We start from the raw sequence: 20,026 nt of genomic DNA, 5'->3' as shown, positions 1-20,026 counted from the left end.
GACCGCAGTCGCTAGTTTGCAGCGGCGGTTTGCCTGGTGCCGCGCCAGCACAGCACCGGCGGCCGAAGCACTTTGCCTGGAATCAGCGAGCATGGAAACGACATTTACGATGCTAGCTAGTAGATACGCAGGGTCAGGCGCTTTATGCAACGACTTGACAGACAGACGGAATACCTAGCTCATTGGTACAGGTGATGCTCGCCCACCGCTGTTCGATTTGCGCCTTGAATCTTATGGCTACATGTCAGTCGGCATGTTATGCGAAGAGCGTCCGCCGCAATACAAACGTGATTGATATTTAAGTAATCTTGTTTCGAGAATGCAACCGCAATTTGCTTCATTACAATTTAAACGCGCTACGCGAACCCCGGTTTGGCGCACCGGGCATTTCCCGACGTCTTGGGTAGGCGTAAGGATTAGTGTGAAAATGCGTATCAGAGGGATGTTCGTCCCAGTTAAAGATAACTTTGATTGGTACAACATCCCGTCAAGCGGGGCTTGGCGCTGCGGGTGATATTTCCAGACTGAACCGCCCCGGGAATCGTGGAGGCTGGTTGGTTTAAGTTGATGCCGGCACAGCGATGGTATTGCTGAATTGCCGGTAGTAGTTTGCCTCAGCTTCAGCGGGCGGGATATAGCCGAGAGGTTCCATCAGCCGATGGTGGTTGAACCACGCGACCCATTCCAGCGTCGCCAGCTCGACAGACTCACGCGTTTTCCACGGCGCACGACGATGAATCAGTTCGGCCTTGTACAGGCCGTTGATCGTTTCAGCCAGCGCGTTATCGTAGCTGTCGCCTCGGCTGCCAACCGACGGCTCGATGCCTGCTTCGGTCAGCCGTTCGCTGTAGCGAATGCTGACGTATTGCGAACCTCTATCGGAGTGATGGATCAGTGTTCCGTCATTGTCCGGCCGTCGAGCGTACAGCGCCTGTTCAAGTGCATCCAGAACGAAGTCCGTGGTCATCGACGAGCTGACGCGCCAGCCGACAATGCGCCGAGCGAACACGTCGATCACAAATGCGACATAGAGCCAGCCCTGCCACGTCGAGACGTACGTGAAATCCGACACCCAGAGCTGGTTCGGCCGGTCAGCCTTGAACTGACGGTTGACCCGGTCGAGCGGGCGTGGAGCCGATACATCGGGGATAGTCGTGCGAACTCGCTTTCCACGCCTCACACCGCGCAAACCCTGTTGCTTCATCAGCCGCTCGACGCTGCAACGTGCCACCGCAATACCCTCCCGGTTCAACTGCTTCCAGACTTTATCCGCGCCGTAGACCTGCATGTTGGCCTGCCAGACTCGCTTGATTTCTGGACTCAGAAACTCATCGCGTTTCGCTCGGGCACAGCGCCGCGACGGATCGCGAAGCTGTGCGGCATGACGCCGATAGCCCGACGGGGCAATCCGCAAGACCTTGCAGATCGACTCGACCCCGAAGGTGTCGCGATGCTGGTCGATAAAGGCCTTCAGGACTTCAGGCGGCGGTCGAGTTCCGCCTGGGCGAAAAATGCGCTCGCCAGCTTCAGAATCTCATTGGCACGGCGCAGTTCCTTAACCTCACGCTCCAGTGCCTTGAGGCGTTCACGTTCCGACGTGGTGACACCCTCACGCTCACCGCTATCAACTTCTTCTCGCTTGACCCATCCCAGCAGCGTCTGGCTCGTACAGCCGATCTTGGGGGCGATGGATTCAATCGCTGCCCACTGTGAGGCATACTCGCCCCGATGCTCTTGCACCATGCGCACAGCACGTTCGCGGACTTCAGCAGAAAACTTGTTCGACTTGTTCATAGCTCCATTCTCTCAAGAGTTGGAGCCTCCACCAAATCCGGGGCGGTTCAGACTGCTTCAATTGGGACAGATAGCGAAGCCTTACCGTCCCGCTAACAGCCTTGAGCAACAAGGCTTGCCGGGCGATGTTACGCAAAATCGCACGAATCCTTACCCCTACCCGTCTTCTCCGACCATAAAGCATCGGTCAAATGTGGCAGACCGATCGTTTTAAATATACTCTTACATGCACATCCGCGGGGAGGCAATGGGGCGCCTAGAATTCCCGGCACACTCTTTGACAAAATTGCGTAGGCGTTGCAATTCAGGGAGGAGAAATTCTCGCAATCGTAGTTGCCGTGAACTAAATTGAGGTTGATGCGTGAAACGCGTCGATTCGTTAGTTCCAGACGGACCTTCGAATCGTGCTGCTTGAATCTTCCCGCAGCGTGTGCGTCGGGCTCATTTCTTACAGCGCGGCCCATATTGTAGCCCCGGGATTTCACGCTGCATTGCCGGGACATCAAACACATCCGGAGTATGGCGTGGCTCGGGCACCAGCGCGAACGTCGGACCAGTTAGCAGGCGATCGCACCGACCTTGCGGCAAATCGCACGCTAATGGCCGCCGACCGTACGTTGATGGCGTGGATTCGCACCGGGCTATCGATGATCAGTTTCGGCTTTACTATCTACAAGGTGCTTCAGGGCTTTACCGATGCCGGTATCCATCTGGCTCACCCGCACAGTCCTCGCGTTATCGGCCTGTTCCTCACCGGGATTGGGACGGTGTCAATGGCACTCGGCACGATCGAATACTGGACAACTATCTCAAGCCTGAGGGAGCGTCAAAGCATCAGCGTCTGGCGCCCTACCTTCTTTATAGCGCTGGTCATGGCCTGTTCGGGTAGCTTCGTTTTTCTCAGCATCATCATCAGATTGCTTTAAGCCTGGTTACACGCTGCCCCCGTTGTCGAGGCCAGCGCGATCGCAATCCTATTTGTCATCTGCATCGTATTCGGCGGCTGCGTATTACCGTTTGCGGGCGTTCGCGCACGATGACTGCTGTGTGGTGTCTATTTGCCTCGTTATGGACGGGCGATTCTTCCGCACTTGTGTGATGACGGGCGCACGGATTGATCCAGCTGCCGTTGATCGGATGACCGCAACGACCTTGACGTGCACTGCCTTCTAATCCACGCAGAACGTGCCAGTGTAGTGACTGAAATCGCCCTGATCTTGCTGAAGATATCGGTCGTCGAGACCATCATCTCCGTGTGGCGGGAACTGCGCTCGTCGACCTGACGTATCTCTGACGGCGGCCAGTGTGACTGCTCCGGTCGACATCGGTTCTTTCACCATATCGCAGGGGCCGTCCGCTTTGGAAGGTACGGGAGACGTCCAAACGTCAAAGTCGCGGTGGACACGGACGTCTGCTTGTGGCCGAGATGGAATGGACACCGCCCTCCCTCCGGGGAAGTGGCGGTGTCCATTCCATCTCGGCCGCTGATTACCTGCCGGCGATCGGCGGCTGCCGAACCACCTGCCCTTCACAGTTGCCAAACCTCCGTCCGAGGGCGCATCAATATCGCGCCCAGAGAATCGATCGTGCACACGCCCAAACCAATTGGCGGCAAACGCAACGGGAGGTTGCGAACCCCCTTGGCAAGCGAAATTCGATTCGGGGCGTCTTGCTTTCAAATTTTCAGCCGCGACACCTTGGTTCCCGAGAGCGAAACGTCACCCATCAAACCCGCGTTCGTCAACACAATCACTTCGACCGGCGCAGTCGCCGTGGTCGTATCAATCGCTCCGTTCGCCCCCGCTTTCACGAGCGCGACCGATCCTTCACCTCCGGCTGACCATCCTTTGGCGTTCCGAAAGCTATCCAGGGATTCGCGTGTCATGAAGAGGAAAATAATGGCCTTCGATTGCGCGCCGGCCTGGAAGCCAAATGATCCCGATATCGTGCTGTAGTAACCGACCGACTTTCCGCCTACGCGCAGGGCGCCCTCCCCATATTGACCACCCACGACGAAGCCGGCCTGAAGTACGGAGGGGAACACGAGCACACCGCTTGCTTTTGCGACAAGCTCCCTCGAACCCTTAACGGTCGAATAAAGTCGCGAAATAGTGCCTTGAACCTTCGCGTCGATCGATCGCCGCTTCGCCGAGTTGGTCTCGCTGGTCGCGGCATGACTCATCGTCGTCAAACAAACGGTGAACGAAAAACCCGCGACAGCTGCAACCCGCAGAAAATCACGTCTTTGCATGGCAACCTCCGTTGAGCTTGTTATCAAACTTAGACCGTCTGCTGGAAAGGCCCCCTCCTCGCGCTGCAAGGATCAAGCCGTCCGCAGAGATTCATCAAGGCGCAGCAATAGTGAACCAGAAGTAGAACTTGTCGAAGTTGCCCAACATTTCCTTGAATTTCGCCTTGTCTCCGTCAATTTGAACGTCGCCGCTTTCCGCGAGATTGCCGAGCTTGAGCTTACCCAACGCAATGTCGTTCAGTGTCGACCGGTTAAATGTGACTGTGCCGTCCGCCTGATCCAATTGCTTGCCTTTGCTGTAGTTCATGCCCCCGTTCTTCCCCATTTGTGTGTAGAGGACGCGCTTTTTCCCGGGTCGCTCACTCCACATCATCATCCGGCTACTTTGAGGGCCGCGCCTCAAGGCGCATTGACCACCACGTAAGTCACACTACTGCCCTGGTATTGAGGCTGATACCAGGTCGAACCACACTGCATATACGCGGCGTTGCCCCGCATTACCTGCACGCAGCTAGGAGGAAGGTCGTTGGCGTGGACGATCGATCCCACCACGGCGGACGTGACGGCTACAGTCGCGGTGACGGCCGCTGCGGTGGCAACCGGATGGTAGTGATCGTCGTAACCGTAGCGCCCGTGCCCTTCCACGTTGATATCGACGTCGCGGTTGCTATTCACGTTGACGTTCCGGTTGTTATTCACATTGACGTTCCGGTTATTGTTCACTGTCGTTTTGTTGCCCACCCGGTTGCCCGCGTTGACGTTGGTATTTCCGGAGTTGCGGTTGACGGCATTTCCCGCGGGGGCATTCGGACGATTGACGGATGCCCTTGCCTCACTCCTACCGTGCGGACCGGCCGTTGCGTCAACCGATGCGAGCCCGATTGCAACCGTCACAGCCATGAATAGAGAGATTTGCGATGTTGTCGTGATCATTTCGCCACCTCGTCGCTGACCTTCCTGAACGGAATCGACACGTCGCCCTTGCCAGGCTTGAACGTAAAGTCAGACGCCCTGATTGTCGGCTTCAGATTCCAGCGGTAAGTCGCGCTGTATTCGGGTCTGCTATCGTCGTCCGTGGTTGTGATGACGAGTCTGCACGGCAACGGCTTGTCGGAGCGGGTGATCCATAGTTGCCAGTCAGCACCGTCCTGGCGAAATGCGAGGTGATCGCACAGCATGCCGTTCACCGTCGAGGGTCCTACGTAGGCAGCAAGTTTCAGCGCGTCAAGTTGCGACTGATCGCGGCCAAAGAGGAAGAGATCTTCCATAGGTAACTGAAGGCCGTAATAGTCCTCCATCTGGTGAAGTGTGTCGGACACAGTGGGCGGCGCATTCACTGTCGTGTAGTACTTGAGCCGCGGCGAGTACTGGGTCAGTTGCTTGCCGTTGTAGAAGTACTCCCGGCTCAGCATATCGGTGTCCAGATGGACAAGAAGATGGGCGCGCCCTTCCACTTCCATTTCACTCGATCCCAACATCTTGATCTTCTGCCCGGAGTCGAGCACGACATCGCGCTCGATAATGGCATCTACCCGGAAGGCCGGCAGGCTGCGCAGATAGTCGCCCATCTTCACCAGCTTATCCACGACCTGTGGATTGACAGTGTTGCCACCGCTCGTGTCGTCGGCCGCCACGACCGGGGCGGCCAAAGGCACCAGCAGCAGGCAAAGCCACTTCACTTTCGACGCCATAACATTCTCCTGAATCGCGGAAGCGCATGCAATCCAGCCACGGATGCCCCTGCGTTTTGCCGCCCCATCATATTTTTCGAGCGGGATAAAACCTCGGAAACTAACGCGTACCCGTCGAAGCTAGTGCAACCGGCACCGCGATATGCGACTGCGCATCGTTCTTCGCGGTGGCGTGGCCGCTCTTGAGAGAGGCTTGCCATTGAGCCGATGTCATGGCGAGCCGGAAGCCAATATGCGACATGCTGTTCATCGGATCCGTGCCGCGCCTCGCGCTGGTGCGATAGCTGGAGCAATACACGTCGCTGCACAGAAACGAGCCGCCACGGGTGACCCGTTTTGGCGCATTGGCAGGTACGCCGGCATCGTCCGGGTCATAGCTCGCCGCGGGCCCCGCTGGGTCTTCCATGCTTCCACCGAGGCTCGCCTGTTTCTGGAAGTAGTCCGAGCGATACCAGTCCGACACCCATTGCCATACGTTGCCCGCCATGTCATAGAGACCATATCCGTTCGGTGCGTACCGCCCCACGGGACTCGTGCCCACCTGAACCTTGGCGTCCGTCACGACCGGGAACGGTTTCGTCTGGTTGTCCCAGATGTTAGCCATCTGCTGGCCGTCCGGGTTTTTCTCGCTGCCCCAGCTGAAATCCTTCTGTTCGAGTCCGCCGCGCGCGGCGTACTCCCACTCGGCTTCGGTTGGCAGGCGCTTGCCGGCCCATTTCGCGTATGCCTCGGCGTCCTCATAGGACACCTGTACCACTGGGTGATTGTCTTTGCCGACAATGTCGCTCCCCGGCCCCTGAGGATGTCGCCAGTCGGCCCCCGGGACAAAGCGCCACCACTTCGAGTAGTCAGTCAAGGACACAGGCGCGTCGGTTCCGACAAAAACCATCGCGCCTGGAACCATCACGTCGCTCGGCGGCTCGGGCGTGCCTGGCGGCAATTGCACCTTGAGATCTTCCCATCGCGGCTTTTTCTCGGCCGTGGTGACATAGCCAGTCGCATGAACGAACTGGCTGAATTGCGCGTTGGTGACGTCGTGCCGATCCATCCAGAACCCCGAAACTTGAACCTTGTGCGCGGGTCGCTCATTGGGCAACGTCATCCGGTTGTCGGTACCCATCATGAAATCGTTGCCGGGAATCCAGACCATGTCTGTGGGACCGCTCTTTCCGTCACCGATCGTCAACGGCGCGGGAGTCGCCAGGTGCGTTTTGTAGATCGCCGCTCCCGCTGCGACAGATGCGATGGCGACCGCTACAACCGCGATCCAGACGAACCTTTTCTGCCTCGGACTCATTTCCGTCTCACACTCGACGAGCTTACGCACACCGCATTCAGCCACGAGAAACGCTGCGGCCAAAGCCGGTCGGCGGCGATACACGCCCGCCCGCACACCACGCTATCAGGCCAATCAATTACTGCTGCCAGTCGGTGACGAAAGCTTTCTCATCGCTTCATCGACGGCCTTCTTCATACTGAGCGTGTCCGCGCCCTGACTCGGCGGGAAATCCTGCAGGCTCTTCAGGTGCGCCTGGAGGAACGGCACGCCCGCGGTCGGCGCCCACAGCTTTGTGGCAACAAACTTCCGGCCGACATAGCCCCATTCAGGCGACTCGGGATCCATCTTCTCCATCGGATCCATCAGCAGGTTGAAGACGTAAGGCACGCTCGGATACGACTTCTCGTTGAACCAGCTGCCGTCTTTTTTCACGCCGATGTGCATTTTCCAGGCGTCAACACGAATCGCCATCAGGTCCGTCTCGTCGTAGTAAAAGATCTCGCGCCGAGCCGACTTGTCCGTCTTGCCTTCCCAATAGTCAAGGTTGTTGTAGCCATCCAGATGAACCTTGTATGTCGTACCGTTCATCTTGTAGCCCTTCAGCAAGTCCTGTTTCAGATTGGGCAGGCCGGCCGCGGCGGCCAGCGTCACAAAAAGATCTTCATGGCTCTGAATGCCATTCAGGTCTTCGCCCGCCGGAATTTTTCCAGGCCATCGAATCAGGCATGGCACCCGTACGCCCCCCTCCCACGTCGTGCCTTTTTCTCCGCGGAACGGTGCATAACCGCCATCCGGCCACATCATCAGTTCGTTGCCGTTGTCCGTGGTGTAAATCACGATCGTGTTTTTCGAAACGCCCATGTCGTCGAGTTTCTTCAGCAACTCGCCGACCTGCTCGTCGTGCTCGAGCATTTTCGCGCGCACGACATCCTGTTCCGCGCGTCCTTCATTCACGGCCTGCTGCAGGTATTTGTTCTGTGGGTGCGACCAGATATGAATGGCTGTCGTATTGAACCAGAGGAAGAACGGCTTGCCCGTCTTACCGGTGCGATCCAGCCAGTCGAGTGTGTGGGAGAGCACTTCCGAATCGAACGTCTCCATGCGTTTGCGGGTCAGTGGGCCCGTGTTTTCGATCCTTTGTTTGCCGACCTTGCCGAATTTAGGATCGTCCGTCGAATCGTCGCTACCGGTCGCCCATGTATGCAAAACGCCGCGCGGCCCGACATCCTTCGTGTATTGCGGATTACGCTGACCCGGATAGTCGAGTTCTTCGGGTTCTTCTTCAGCATTCAGGTGGTAAAGGTTACCGAACCATTCGTCGAATCCATGCACGGTCGGCAGGAACTCGTTGCGGTCGCCCAGATGATTCTTGCCGAACTGTGCCGTCGCATACCCCTGCGTTTTCAGCACCTCTGCAAGTGTCGGGTCGCTTTTTTGAATGCCACGCTTCGAGCCCGGAATTCCAATCGTCGTCATACCGGTGCGCACTGGCATCTGGCCCATGATGAACGCAGCCCGGCCCGCCGTGCAACTCGGCTGCCCATACTGGTCGGTGAAGAGGGCACCATCGTGCGCGAGACTGTCTATATGCGGTGTGCGCCCCATCATGCCGTGATCGTAAGCGCCGATATTCCACATGCCGATGTCATCGCCAAAGATGACGACGATGTTGGGCTTGTCGCTCGAAGGCTGTGCCGAATCAGTCTGCGCGGAAGCCAGCGCCGGACATAGCAATGCGGTCAGAACCGCAAATGCCGCAAGTAGCACACCGCGCCATCGCTGCACTTCAGACTGGATGATGGAGGCCAACCAAAACACAACTGCGGACGGTCTTACCGCCTCTTTTCTACTTTGCTGGGCCATGGAAGTCCCCTGTCTAAGCCAACCGTTGAACCAGGAATACCGCCGCACGACAACCAATGAGCTTGCGCGGCAGTCAGATTGCGTTTCATCTATTGCTAATTCCGTCCTTAAACCGTCAGTGGCGTCTCGCAAAAACCAGCAACCCGCCAAGCTGCCTTCTCACTTAATCATCTCTCTAATAAGCTTGCCCCGAAGGGCAATTTCGTTGCCCCACACCCCGATAGCGCGGCCCCCGTGGCAGCACGACACTTCTTATAGGGTGGATCGCCCGGCTCGGGCAATGGCGAGCGCGCCCCGTCAGCACTCGCTTCACTTTTATCGAATGCGGGCATTGGCAGGGGAATTGGCGTGGCGCTCTGCAACGCGATTTATGTGAATGCAAAAGGGCCGCTTATTCGTGCGAATGTCATCGGCCTGCTCAATTGACCGATTGCCGCAATTGCTGTGTGAAAGAATCGCTATCGGACCGGTAGCGTCTTGCTGAACCAATCGGCGCCGGATAGTCACCGGGAAGACAGCGACGAGTCGTGCTGCAGTGCATCAATGCTTTATCAGGGGGTCGTAGAGAAAATGCCCGTCGCGCACCCATCGTCGAAAGTATTCGATGGCTTCCGCCCGCGAAGCCATGCGCTGGCTCTGGAGCCGAGAATCCTCTTTGATGGCGCGGCGGCGAGCGCGGCTGACCACCAACACCACAGCGACCCGGCGCATGCTGCAAGCGCCACGGAACACGCGGCCACCGTGGAGGCTCGCGTCGCCCCGCCCGCCTCCACCGCACGCGCGGTAACAGCGCCTCCTACAGCGCCGGCTGCGCCACCTGCCGCACAAAATCTGCTGGTACTCGATAGCCGCGTCGAAAATGGCAACGAATTGCTGAACCATCTGCCCGCCAACACGCGGGTGCTGGTCATCGACCCGGGTCAGGACGCTGTCCCGGCGATCAGCGCGGCGCTGGCATCAATGGGCAAAGTCGACTCGATCCAGATCTTCTCGCACGGCGCCGCAGGCCAATTCACCCTCGGCAATCAGACTTTCACCAGCACCAACATCATGCAGATGGCCGGCACGCTCGGCGCCTGGCGCGGCGGTCTGAACGCGGATGCGGATATCGAACTGTATGGCTGCGATGTCGGCGCGGGCGCCGCGGGCCACGCACTCGTTCAGGAACTGGCTTGCCTGACTGGCGCGACGGTCGGCGCCTCGAGTAATGCGACCGGCAGCACGGCAGCTGGCGGCGACTGGACGCTCGAGGTCACGAGCGGCAGGCTCGACAAGCCAATCGCGCTAAGCAGCGACGCGCTCGCTCACTACGACGGCCTGCTTGCCGATGCGAGCCCGACGGCCACTGTGTCGACGGCCGGCAGCGATGTGCTGCTGGGCGACCCGTTCACTTTCACTGTGTCGTTCACGAATCCCTCGACGCAGGTGGGCTACGCGCCTTACATCGACCTGCTCGTCCCGGTGACAGGCAAGGACGGCAACGACGGCGTGTCATTCGTTTCAGCGAGCTATCTCGGTCAGGCGGTCACCGCGCTGGTCGTGAGCTTCGACGCGAACGGCAACGCCATTCACCCGCTCGCCAGGGACGCCAACGGCAATCCGCTTGTTATTAACGCCGCTACGTACGGGCTGCGCCCGGGCGACGAACTGGTGGTGCTTGAATTGCCGTTCGCCAGTGTCTCGCAGGGTCAGCCCGCGATTGCCATTCAGGTGACAGCGAAGCTGAGCGATCTGGCCGATACCGCCTTTTCCAACAGCACGCCGGACCTCACCATTCAGGCGCGCGGCGGCTTCCAGTTCGGCAACGATCAGCTCGACAATCCGACCACCGACCCGACCCTGGTCGAAGCCACCTTTCAGAATTTCGTCGTGCATCCGACGGTCGTCACGCTCGATCAGACAGTCAATATGACCGAAGGCGAGACCGTGAGCGGCCCGAATTACGTTCACACTGAAACAGTGACCGCCACGCCCGCGCCGGGGCAAACGCTCAGCAATGTGGTCGTGACCCAGGACATCCCGGCCAACGTCCAGGTCACCGCTATCACACCAGGCGCGGGCGGCACCATCACGTCTCTTACGTTGCAGGACGGTACCGTCTTGACGAATGCCCCGTTGATCACGGCCGCAATCAACAGCGATAGCGTGTTCATCCGCTCGTATTCGGTGGCCTATGCCACGCTCGCCGCGCCGGCCAGCACGGTGGTCAGCTTTTACGTGCCCGAAACGGACGCGCTCGGACAGCCCGTCATCGATCCGGTGTCCGGCAGCGATGTCACGATTACCTTCGGCACCGCGGCCGGCAGCGGCACATGGGTCCCACTCGACCCGCGCGATCTCACACCGCCGCAAACCACCATTCCCTTTTCCGGAACCGGCGATGGCACCGGCACGACTTTCGTGGCCAAAGCCGTTACCCTGGAAAAGCAGGTCGCGATACAGACCGACACGGGCACGGCAGGGCTCACGCCGGGCGACATGCTCCGCTACACGCTCAACGTCGACATCTCCGACTATTTCGCCGCCGGCCAGACCTTGCTCGGCCAGGGGCAATTCGTCATCACCGACCAGTTGAGCGACGGCCAGACGCTGACCGGCGCGCCGACGTTCACCTATACGGTAGCAGGCGTAGTCCACACGATCGCGCTCGTCAGCACCAGCAGGGTCAACGCGGACGGCACGACGACGATCACGTTCGACATCGGCGCCTCGATCCGGGCCGCGAGTGGCCAGCAGATCGGCGGCCTTGCCGGCGATCTGGCCTTCGACAACGTCCTGCAGGGCGCCACGACCGCGCAGATCGCCTACAGCGCGGTGGTCGATCAGGCCTACACGACCGCCTATGCACAAAGCGAAATCAATGAGGGCGATGCGTTCGGCAATCAAGCGAGCGCTACCGCCAGCCTGCTGGTCGACAATCTGAATCTGACCGGCGACCTGGTGTCCGACCGGTCCGAGACGTCGAGCATTGTTCCCACCCATACCGTCGATATCCAGTTGACCACGGTCAACGGAGGCGCACCGCCATCCAGCGGCGAGTTGAATCCGGGCGACGTCGTGACCTTTACGTTGACCTACGACCTCGTGACGGGCGATTACGAGCAATTGGCGCTGTCGGCGTATCTGCCGTTGCCGCTGCTCAACGTGGCAGGCATCAACTGGAGTGAAGGCAGCGGTGTCGGTCAATGGTCCCTCGGCGCAGGTAATACCAATGCGGGTGCGCTCGTCAGCGTCGCGGACGGAGCGGGCAATTCGCTCGTCTTCAACTTCGGCAGTTTCGCCACCAACGCAGTGGGCGGCAGCACGATCCAGGCGCAATTCACGTTGCGCGTCGGCGATCAGCCCTACGCCGATCAGCGCTCACTCGACGTGCTGGCCCAATCGAGTCAGGTCACCACGATTGCTCACCAGCCTCTGGTGTCTTCCGACGTCGCGGTAATCGTCTCCGTTGCCGAACCGACGCTCGCAATCAAGCAAGGCGTAGTCTCCAGCAGCGAGGGAACGATTACTGGCACCTCCGGCACATGGAGTGCGCCGGGCACTACGGGCGCGCCCTTTATCGGCACCGTGACGGATCTGACTGCGGTGGATGGCAACGTGACTGGCATCGATGCCGGCGACACGCTGCGGCTTGCCACGGCTATCGAAAACGCCGGTGGCGGCGGCGCCTTCGATGTCTCCACCAGTGTGGCCTTACCGTCCAGCCTGCAGTTCGTGGGCGGCAGTCTCGCTGCGTCGGGGCTCGAGGTTTATCGCGGCGACGGTACGCAGCTGGTGCTGGGCGTCGATTACCAGGTGGCCGGCAATGCGGTGACTTTTCTCGATGCCGGCAATGTCGCGAGTTTGCTGCCCGGCCGGACCGATACCACGGCCGATACCAGCGGCGCGAACCTCGTCATCATCACGTACGACGTGACCGTCGGCACCGCGATTCCCGCCGCCAGCACCTTGCAGACCGTCGCAACGCTGAACCACTACGGCAGCGTGGAGAATGGCACCGACTTCACACCTACCGATCCGACCGACACCGCCAACGAACAGATTGCGTCGCCAACGGTCAGCGTGCAGTACGCGGGCGGCTCGCTCGATAACGGCGACTCCAGCGCCACGCACACTACCGGCAGCGATCTGGTGATCGGCGAAAGCATGCAGTACGACATCGTCGTCACTTTGCCGGAGGGCGGCACGCAGAATCTGCGCATCGACGACCTGATTCCAGCGGGGCTGCATCTCGATACCAGTTACAACGGCGGGCTCGGCTATCAGATCATCACGACCGCGACGGGCAGCGCGGCGCTCGCCGCGGATTTCAACGGCACGGTAACGGTCGGCAGTCTCGCGGCCTTGTCCGGCACACTGGGCAGCGACGGCGCCGCGACACGCTGGACCTTCAGCGTGTCGAACGCGACAGCGGACAACGTCACGGGCAACAACACGTTTGTGATTCGCGTCCAGCTGGTGGCGAGCGATGTCGCCAGCAATCAGGCCGGCGTCGCGTTGACCAATACCGGCCAGCTAAGCTTCAGCGACCCGGACGGCGACACGCCGAATGCCGCCGCGGCAGTGGACCGCACGGTTTCGCAGAGCGGCACGGCGCCGACGGTTGTGATACGCGAGCCCACGTTGCAGGTCACACAAGCCACGGCAACCAACCCCGGCCTCGGCGTCGATCAGGGCGACACGGTCGAATACGACATCACCATCGGCAACGGCGCATCGGCCTCGGACTTCGACGCGTTCGACATCAGCTTTCGCGACGCCCTGCCCGCGGAACTCGGCAACGTCGCACTCCTCGGCGTGACGTATCAAGGCGGTGCGACCAATAACGGCGGGGTGGACTTCGAACTGGTGGGCGGCCAGTTGCGCACCGCCAGCGGCGCCAATATCGACATCGTCAAAGGCGGCAGCATCACGATCCGGGTCTCTGGCACCGTGCTCCCGGCCGCGGCGAGTGAGCCGTCGTTCAACAACACGGCAAGCGTGCAGTGGACCAGCCTGAACGGCACCACGTCCGGCACCGCCGATCCGGCCGGGGAACGAACCGGCGTGGACGGCCCGCTCAACAGCGGCGTGCTCAACGACTATCAAACCAGCGCGACGCTGACCGTGCCGGTCGCGCAGGAAGTCATCGTGTCCCGCGTGGGCGGCCTGACAGATACGCCAGCGGCATCGCCCACCAACGCCACGGACGAAAGCGTAACGGTCGGCGAAGTGATCCGCTACCGCGTGGTGGCGCTGCTGGCCGAAGGCGCGACCAACGACTACAGCCTGCAGATCACCTTGCAGAACGGCCTCAGTTTCATCAACGACGGCACGACGCGCATCGTGTTCATCTCGAACAACGGTGTGCAAACGGATATCACCGCTCTGATTTCCAGCGGCGTGCTGAACGTGACGGGCAACCAGGCGAGCCCGCAGGCCCAGCCGATTACGGCGGATTTATCCGGCGCCGCGCCGACCGGCGTGCTCAACCCAGCGGAAATCACCGTCGCGGCTGACGCCAACGGCAACGAGGTGATTACCTTCCACCTCGGCGATCTGGTCAATCAGGACAACGACTCCGATCGTGAAGGCGTCTCACTCGAGTTCAATGCGCGCGTGGAGAACCAGGCATCGAATGCCGGCGGGACTGTGTTGAGCGCAACGGCGGTCGACCGTTCGGGCACGGCGAATCTGTCCACCGCGCAGACTGTGCGCGAAGACGTGGCCGAGCCGACTATCACCGGCATGGCCAAGCAGGTCTATAGCTTCAATCCGAACAGCGCGACAGCCGGGCTCGGCACCGCTGACGTCGACATCAGCTTCACGCAAAGCGGCGGCTCGCCCGCGTATGACGTCGTACTGAACGACAGCTTTCCCACCGCGACGAATTACACGTTCGATCATCTGGTCATTAACGGCGTGTCGTACACCGCCGCGCAGCTTGCGGGCGTCGGTGTAACCGTCGACATGACAGGCGGCCTGCACATGACCTTCGCGAAGCTCGATCCGGGTAGTCAGGTGTCCGTCTTCTATGCGGCCGACGCCCCCAATCAGACGGCGATTCCCACCACCAACGCGGGCGTCACCTGGACCAGCTTGCCGGACAGCTTCACGACGTGGGGCGGCTCGAACGTCGGCACGCCGGGCAGCGCCAACGGCGAGCGCACGGGCAGTGGCGCCAGCCCCAACACGTATGTGCGCGAGGCCGGCGCGGGACTCGGCGTCATCGCCGGCACGCTGTGGGATGACACGGCGTCGGCGACCAGTTCCGCCACGCCGGATGGGCCCGGCCTCGCCGGCCAGACTGTCACACTCACCTGGGCCGGCGCCGACGGCAACTTGAGCACGACCGCCGACAACCTCGTCTATACGACCACCACGGACGGCAACGGCCAATATCACTTCGGGGTGCTGGCAGAGGGCACCTATCAGATTCAGACACCTACGGGCACGCTCAGCTATCCGCAACCGGTGGGCACGCTGGCCGTGCGCATCGACAGCGACACCGCCACGCCGCTCGGCACGATCGGCGTCACGCTCGCTGACGGCGGCACGGCCGGCGCCAATGCCGGCTATGTCGAACAGAACGACGCGCCGGTCAACACCCTGCCCGCCACGCCGCAGTCGGGGCTGGAAGACACCCTCTTCAGTATCGCCGGCATAAGCGTCGGCGATGTCGATGCGGGCAACGGCAATCTGCAGATCACCCTCACCGTGCTGCACGGCACGCTGTCGCTCAGTGGCCTGCCTGCCGGCGTGGCCGAGTCCGGCGCCAATACTGCGGCATTGACGCTGACCGGCACGCTGACCAGCCTCAATGCCGCGCTCGCCAATCTTCAGTATCTCGGCAACGCGAACTTCAACGGCGCCGACACGCTCACGGTCAACACGAACGATCAGGGCAACTTCGGCGATCACGACGGCGATGGCATTCCTGGCGAGCCCAGCGACGCACTCACCGCGCTCAGCACGCTGCCGATCACGGTGATCGCGGTGAACGATGCGCCGGTTGCCATCAACGATACCGCCGATGCAACCGAAGCTGGCGGCAACGCTAACAACCAGCCAGGCGTCAATCCGACCGGCAACGTGCTGAACAACGATACCGACGTCGACATCGCGACCAATGGCGACGCATTGCGTGTGGTCAACGTCACCAATCAGGACGGCGCGGTCACCAATCTGCCGACCATCGGCCAGAATTCGTCCGTCGGACACTACGGCACCCTGGTAATCGGCGCCAACGGCGGCTATCAGTACGTGGTGGATAACAGCAATGCCGCGGTGCAGGCGCTGCGACTCTCCGGCCAGACATTGACCGAGACGTTCACGTATCTGGTGTTCGACAATTCCAACGCACGCGCGAGCGCCACGCTGACGGTCACGATCCACGGTGCCAACGATACGCCGGTCGGTGTCGACGATAGCGGCTCGGCCACCGAGGCAGGCGGTGTGCGCAACACGACGGCCGGCAGCGATGCAACGGGCAACGTGCTGACCAACGACACCGATGTGGATAGCGCCGCGAACGGCGAAACGAAACAGGTGACGGGAATTGTCAACCAGCCGGAAAGCGCGGTGAACAGTCCGCTCAGCACCGTCACGGCGGGCACCACCAGCAGCACCGGCACGGCCATCGTCGGCACGTACGGCACGTTGACGATCGGCGCCGACGGCACCTATCGCTACGTAGTCGACAACAACAACGCAGCGGTGCAGCAGCTCGTACCCACGGACGCACCGCTCGTCGACACCTTCACGTATCAACTCACCGACGCCGGGGGGCTGAGCGACCTGGCCCAGTTGCAGATCCAGATTCATGGCGCAAACGACAACCCCGTTGCCAGCGACGACGCGGCGAGCGCGACTGCCGGCTCGGCGAGCCTCGGCGTGAATCCGGTGAACCCGAACGGCAACCTCATCACGACTGCCAGCCGCCCGGGCACCGTCGATCAGCTCGGTGGCAATGGCATAGACACGGACGTCGACCATACCGACCAGCCGGACACCGTCCTCCACGTCGACGGCATCCGCACCGGCCTTGAAACCGCGGGAGGCGTGCTGACCGGGGTGGCGGCCGGCACGACATCGGTCAACGGGACTACGGTAACGGGCAGCTACGGCAGCTTGCACATTGGCGCGGACGGCTCCTATACCTACGACGTCGACAGCAATAATGCGGCGGTCCGGGCACTCGCAGCTGGCGCGACGCTGACGGAAACGTTCACCTATCAGATCATCGATACCAGCGGCTTGACAGATCAGGCGCAACTGGTTGTCACCGTAACCGGCGTGAACGACTCACCCGTGGCGCAGAACGACACCGCGCAGGCCCAGGAAGCGGGCGGCACGAACAACGCGACGGCCGGCGTCAACCCTGCTGGCAACGTGCTCACCAACGACAGCGACCCAGAAGGCGATGCGCTCGCCGTGGCCGGCATCCGCACCGGCGCGGAAGGTGGTACTGGCGTCGCCGGCATCGTGGCGCAAGCACTGCAAGGCCAATATGGCAGGCTGATACTGAACGCAAACGGCAGCTACAGTTACATCGTGGATAACAGCGACACCGATGTGCAGGCGTTGCGTCTGGCCACCGATCAACTGGTCGAGCGCTTCACATACACGGTGACTGACTCGCATGGCGCCACCGATCAGGCGGAACTCGACATCGTCATCTCCGGGCAGAACGATACGCCCGTCGCCCAGAACGACCAGGCCATCGCCGTCGAAGCCGGAGGCACCAGCAACGGCACCCCGGGCGTCAATCCGACCGGCAATGTGCTGACCAACGACACCGACGTGGATGCCGGCGACACGAAAACCGTGGACGGCGCACGCAGCGGCACGGAAGCGGCCGGCGGTGCGTTCGCCACCGTTGGCGGCGCCACCTCGATCGCCGCCACTTACGGCACGCTCACGATCAATCCGGACGGCAGCTACACCTACGTGGTCGACAATAGTCTCGCCGCGGTGCAGGCCCTGATTCCCGGCCAGAGCGTGACGGATATCTTCAGTTACCGGATGCACGACACCGCGGGCGCGAGCGACATCGCGCAACTTTCCGTGCAGATTCAGGGCGCGTGGGACGCACCAGTGCCGACTGACGACTTCGCACTCGCCGCAGCGGACAACGGCAATGGCAATGCGGTCAATCCGGTCGGCAACGTTCTCATCAACGACACCGACGTCGACACCGGCGATCCGCTGACGGGAACCGCGATCCGGGTGGGGACGCAGGCCGCCGGCGGCGTGCTGACGGCCGTCGCGGCAGGCAGCACGAGCGACGTGAACGCCGCCCTCCTGCACGGTCAGTACGGCGACCTGATCATCGGCGCCAACGGTACTTACGTGTATCGCGTCGATTCATCGAATCCGACCGTCATTGCGCTTGGTCCGCTGCAAAGCGTGACGGATGTGTTCACCTACCAGGTCACCGATCAGGGCAATCTGTCGGCGCTCGCACAACTCACGATCGTCGTGCGCGGACGCAATGATCCACCGGTGGGTCATAACGATGCCGCGACCGCGCTCGAAGCCGGTGGCATCAACAACGGCGCGCCCGGACTGGACCCGTCAGGCAATGTCCTCACCAACGACACCGACGCCGAAGGCGACGCACTGCACGTGGGCGCCATTCGCACGGGGGACACGTCGACGGTGGGCAGCACAGTCGGCTCGGTCGGCAACGTGTTGCAGGGTGCCTACGGCGCGTTGACATTGAGCGCGGACGGCACATGGCACTATGCCGTCGACAACACCCTCGCGGCGGTTCAGGCGCTGCGTACCAGCAGCCAGAGCCTGCAGGACGTGTTCACCTACACGGTCGACGATGTACTCGGCGGCCATAGCACGGCGGAGTTGCGTGTCACCATCGAAGGGCAGAACGACACGCCGGTCGCAAACAACGATAGCGGCACGGCAATCGAGGCAGGCGGCGTGAACAACGGCACGCCCGGACAGGATGCGCGCGGCAATGTGCTGGCCAACGACACCGATGTCGATAGCGTGGCGAACGGCGAGACGAAACAGGTCGTCGACGTCGCGAACGAAACAGGTCAGGCGGCGAATGCCGGCGACACACTCGGCGGCCGTTACGGGCACCTCACCGTGAATGCCAACGGCGCATACGACTATGTGGTGGATAACGCCAACACCGCCGTGCAGGCGCTGCGTACCCGCAGCGACACCCTCACCGAAGTGTTCACCTACCGGATTCACGATACGGCGGGAGCGACCGCGCAAGCCACCCTCACCATCCAGATTCACGGCGCCAACGACGCCCCCGTCGCGCAAAACGATAGCAACAACGCGAGCGACCAGACACCCGCGCCGCAGGCCACCGGCAATGTGCTGTCGAACGATACCGACGTGGACGCCAACGATCACACGAGCGTGGTCGGCGTGCGCAGCGGCACGGAGACCGGCGCCGGCACGCCCGGCACGGTGGGCCAGGCCATCGCGGGCCAGTATGGCACGCTGACTCTGAATGCGAACGGCAGCTACACCTATAGCATCGATCTCAGCAATCCGCAGGTGCTCGCCGCGGCCGGGCTCGGCCAGGTGCTGCATGACCCGTTCACCTACACGATCCGCGACACCGCTGGCGCCACCGACCGGGCGGAATTGCTGATCAACCTCGATATCTCCGCACCCTACATCCAGCCTACGGGCAACGAGCCAAACTTCTCACGAGATTCAACTTCCTTGTTGACGCCGCCATTGGCTTTATCGCTGGAGCCCGCGACGTTCGTGACGGAAGTCGTCGAACAAGGCGCGTTGCAAGCCCAGTGGTCCTTCCGCGAAGCAGACGGCAGCCAGCTCGGCTGGCCGCTGGATCCTGGCGAGGCGGAAGATCTGGTGGGAGTCGGCCTCGGTCTGATACCCGGCGAATTCGTCGGGCGGACCGTGCGCTTCGACCAGCGCGAAAGCGCGCTCGACCGTGCGTGGATTTTTGGCCGGCACGGACGCACCGACCTTAGCGCGGACGGGCTGCTGAGCGACCCCTCGGTGTTCGCGCCGCTTCCCGAAAATCTCACGGCAGGACTGCGACCGCTCGTCGAGCAGCACAAGCCGCGGACAGCGGACAGCTTCCGGACCCAACTGGGAGCGGCGGCATCGAAGCTGCCGCCGAAGCATTCACCCTCAAAAGATTCCGTCGAGCGCTAG

The 20,026-nt window shown here is 61.4% G+C and carries 9 protein-coding genes and 1 other annotated feature; of the genes, 2 read left to right on the top strand and 7 right to left on the bottom strand.

Annotated elements, in window-relative coordinates:
• Positions 1-559 precede the first annotated feature (559 nt).
• A protein-coding gene (locus PQR27_RS24240; RefSeq protein ID WP_408242455.1) for an IS3 family transposase occupies positions 560-1,794 on the bottom strand; the annotation gives its coding sequence in 2 pieces (ribosomal slippage) (positions 560-1,506 and positions 1,506-1,794; 1,236 coding nt in all).
• Positions 1,400-1,516: a sequence feature (AL1L pseudoknot), on the bottom strand. Its footprint overlaps the gene before it by 117 nt.
• 404 nt (positions 1,795-2,198) lie before the next feature.
• Between PQR27_RS24240 and PQR27_RS24235 the strand changes: the two genes are divergently transcribed.
• Entirely contained in the window at positions 2,199-2,720 is a 522-nt protein-coding gene (locus tag PQR27_RS24235) for a YidH family protein (protein WP_408526174.1), read from the top strand.
• 749 nt (positions 2,721-3,469) lie between these two features.
• On the opposite strand, the gene PQR27_RS24230 is transcribed toward PQR27_RS24235, so the two are convergent.
• From PQR27_RS24230 to PQR27_RS24205, 6 genes are all read right to left on the bottom strand, one after another.
• Positions 3,470-4,045, bottom strand: a complete 576-nt coding sequence (locus PQR27_RS24230; protein WP_408528284.1) for a BPSL1445 family SYLF domain-containing lipoprotein — start codon at positions 4,043-4,045, stop codon at positions 3,470-3,472.
• 94 nt (positions 4,046-4,139) lie between these two features.
• The gene (locus PQR27_RS24225; RefSeq protein ID WP_408526173.1) at positions 4,140-4,352 is read right to left on the bottom strand and encodes an alkyl sulfatase C-terminal domain-containing protein; all 213 of its coding nucleotides are present in this window, start codon (positions 4,350-4,352) and stop codon (positions 4,140-4,142) included.
• Positions 4,353-4,444: 92 nt separating this feature from the next.
• Positions 4,445-4,978 (bottom strand): hypothetical protein, encoded by a 534-nt coding sequence (locus PQR27_RS24220; RefSeq protein WP_408526172.1) that lies wholly within the window; start codon positions 4,976-4,978, stop codon positions 4,445-4,447.
• Positions 4,975-5,736 (bottom strand): DUF2092 domain-containing protein, encoded by a 762-nt coding sequence (locus tag PQR27_RS24215; RefSeq protein WP_408526171.1) that lies wholly within the window; start codon positions 5,734-5,736, stop codon positions 4,975-4,977. The genes PQR27_RS24220 and PQR27_RS24215 overlap by 4 nt, the downstream gene beginning before the upstream one ends.
• 100 nt (positions 5,737-5,836) lie before the next feature.
• Positions 5,837-7,033 carry a formylglycine-generating enzyme family protein gene (locus tag PQR27_RS24210; RefSeq protein WP_408526170.1) on the bottom strand — a complete coding sequence of 399 codons (1,197 nt, stop codon included), beginning with the start codon at positions 7,031-7,033 and terminating at the stop codon, positions 5,837-5,839.
• 114 nt (positions 7,034-7,147) lie between these two features.
• Positions 7,148-9,028, bottom strand: a complete 1,881-nt coding sequence (locus PQR27_RS24205) for an arylsulfatase (RefSeq protein ID WP_408526169.1) — start codon at positions 9,026-9,028, stop codon at positions 7,148-7,150.
• 393 nt (positions 9,029-9,421) lie between these two features.
• Here PQR27_RS24205 and PQR27_RS24200 point away from each other — a divergent pair, with 393 nt between their 5' ends.
• The gene (locus tag PQR27_RS24200; RefSeq protein ID WP_408526168.1) at positions 9,422-20,026 is read left to right on the top strand and encodes a cadherin-like domain-containing protein; all 10,605 of its coding nucleotides are present in this window, start codon (positions 9,422-9,424) and stop codon (positions 20,024-20,026) included.

It is taken from the genome of Paraburkholderia fungorum (assembly GCF_046027215.1).
GTDB classification, from domain to species: domain Bacteria; phylum Pseudomonadota; class Gammaproteobacteria; order Burkholderiales; family Burkholderiaceae; genus Paraburkholderia; species Paraburkholderia fungorum_D.
This window is presented reverse-complemented; position numbering and strand designations above follow the sequence as displayed.

Coding starts and splice junctions, on each gene's coding strand:
- PQR27_RS24230 (WP_408528284.1), bottom strand. CDS start 4,045: ATGCAAAGACGTGATTTTCTGCGGGTTGCAGCTGTCGCGGGTTTTTCG.
- PQR27_RS24225 (WP_408526173.1), bottom strand. CDS start 4,352: ATGAACTACAGCAAAGGCAAGCAATTGGATCAGGCGGACGGCACAGTC.
- PQR27_RS24220 (WP_408526172.1), bottom strand. CDS start 4,978: ATGATCACGACAACATCGCAAATCTCTCTATTCATGGCTGTGACGGTT.
- PQR27_RS24215 (WP_408526171.1), bottom strand. CDS start 5,736: ATGGCGTCGAAAGTGAAGTGGCTTTGCCTGCTGCTGGTGCCTTTGGCC.
- PQR27_RS24210 (WP_408526170.1), bottom strand. CDS start 7,033: ATGAGTCCGAGGCAGAAAAGGTTCGTCTGGATCGCGGTTGTAGCGGTC.
- PQR27_RS24200 (WP_408526168.1), top strand. CDS start 9,422: ATGCTTTATCAGGGGGTCGTAGAGAAAATGCCCGTCGCGCACCCATCG.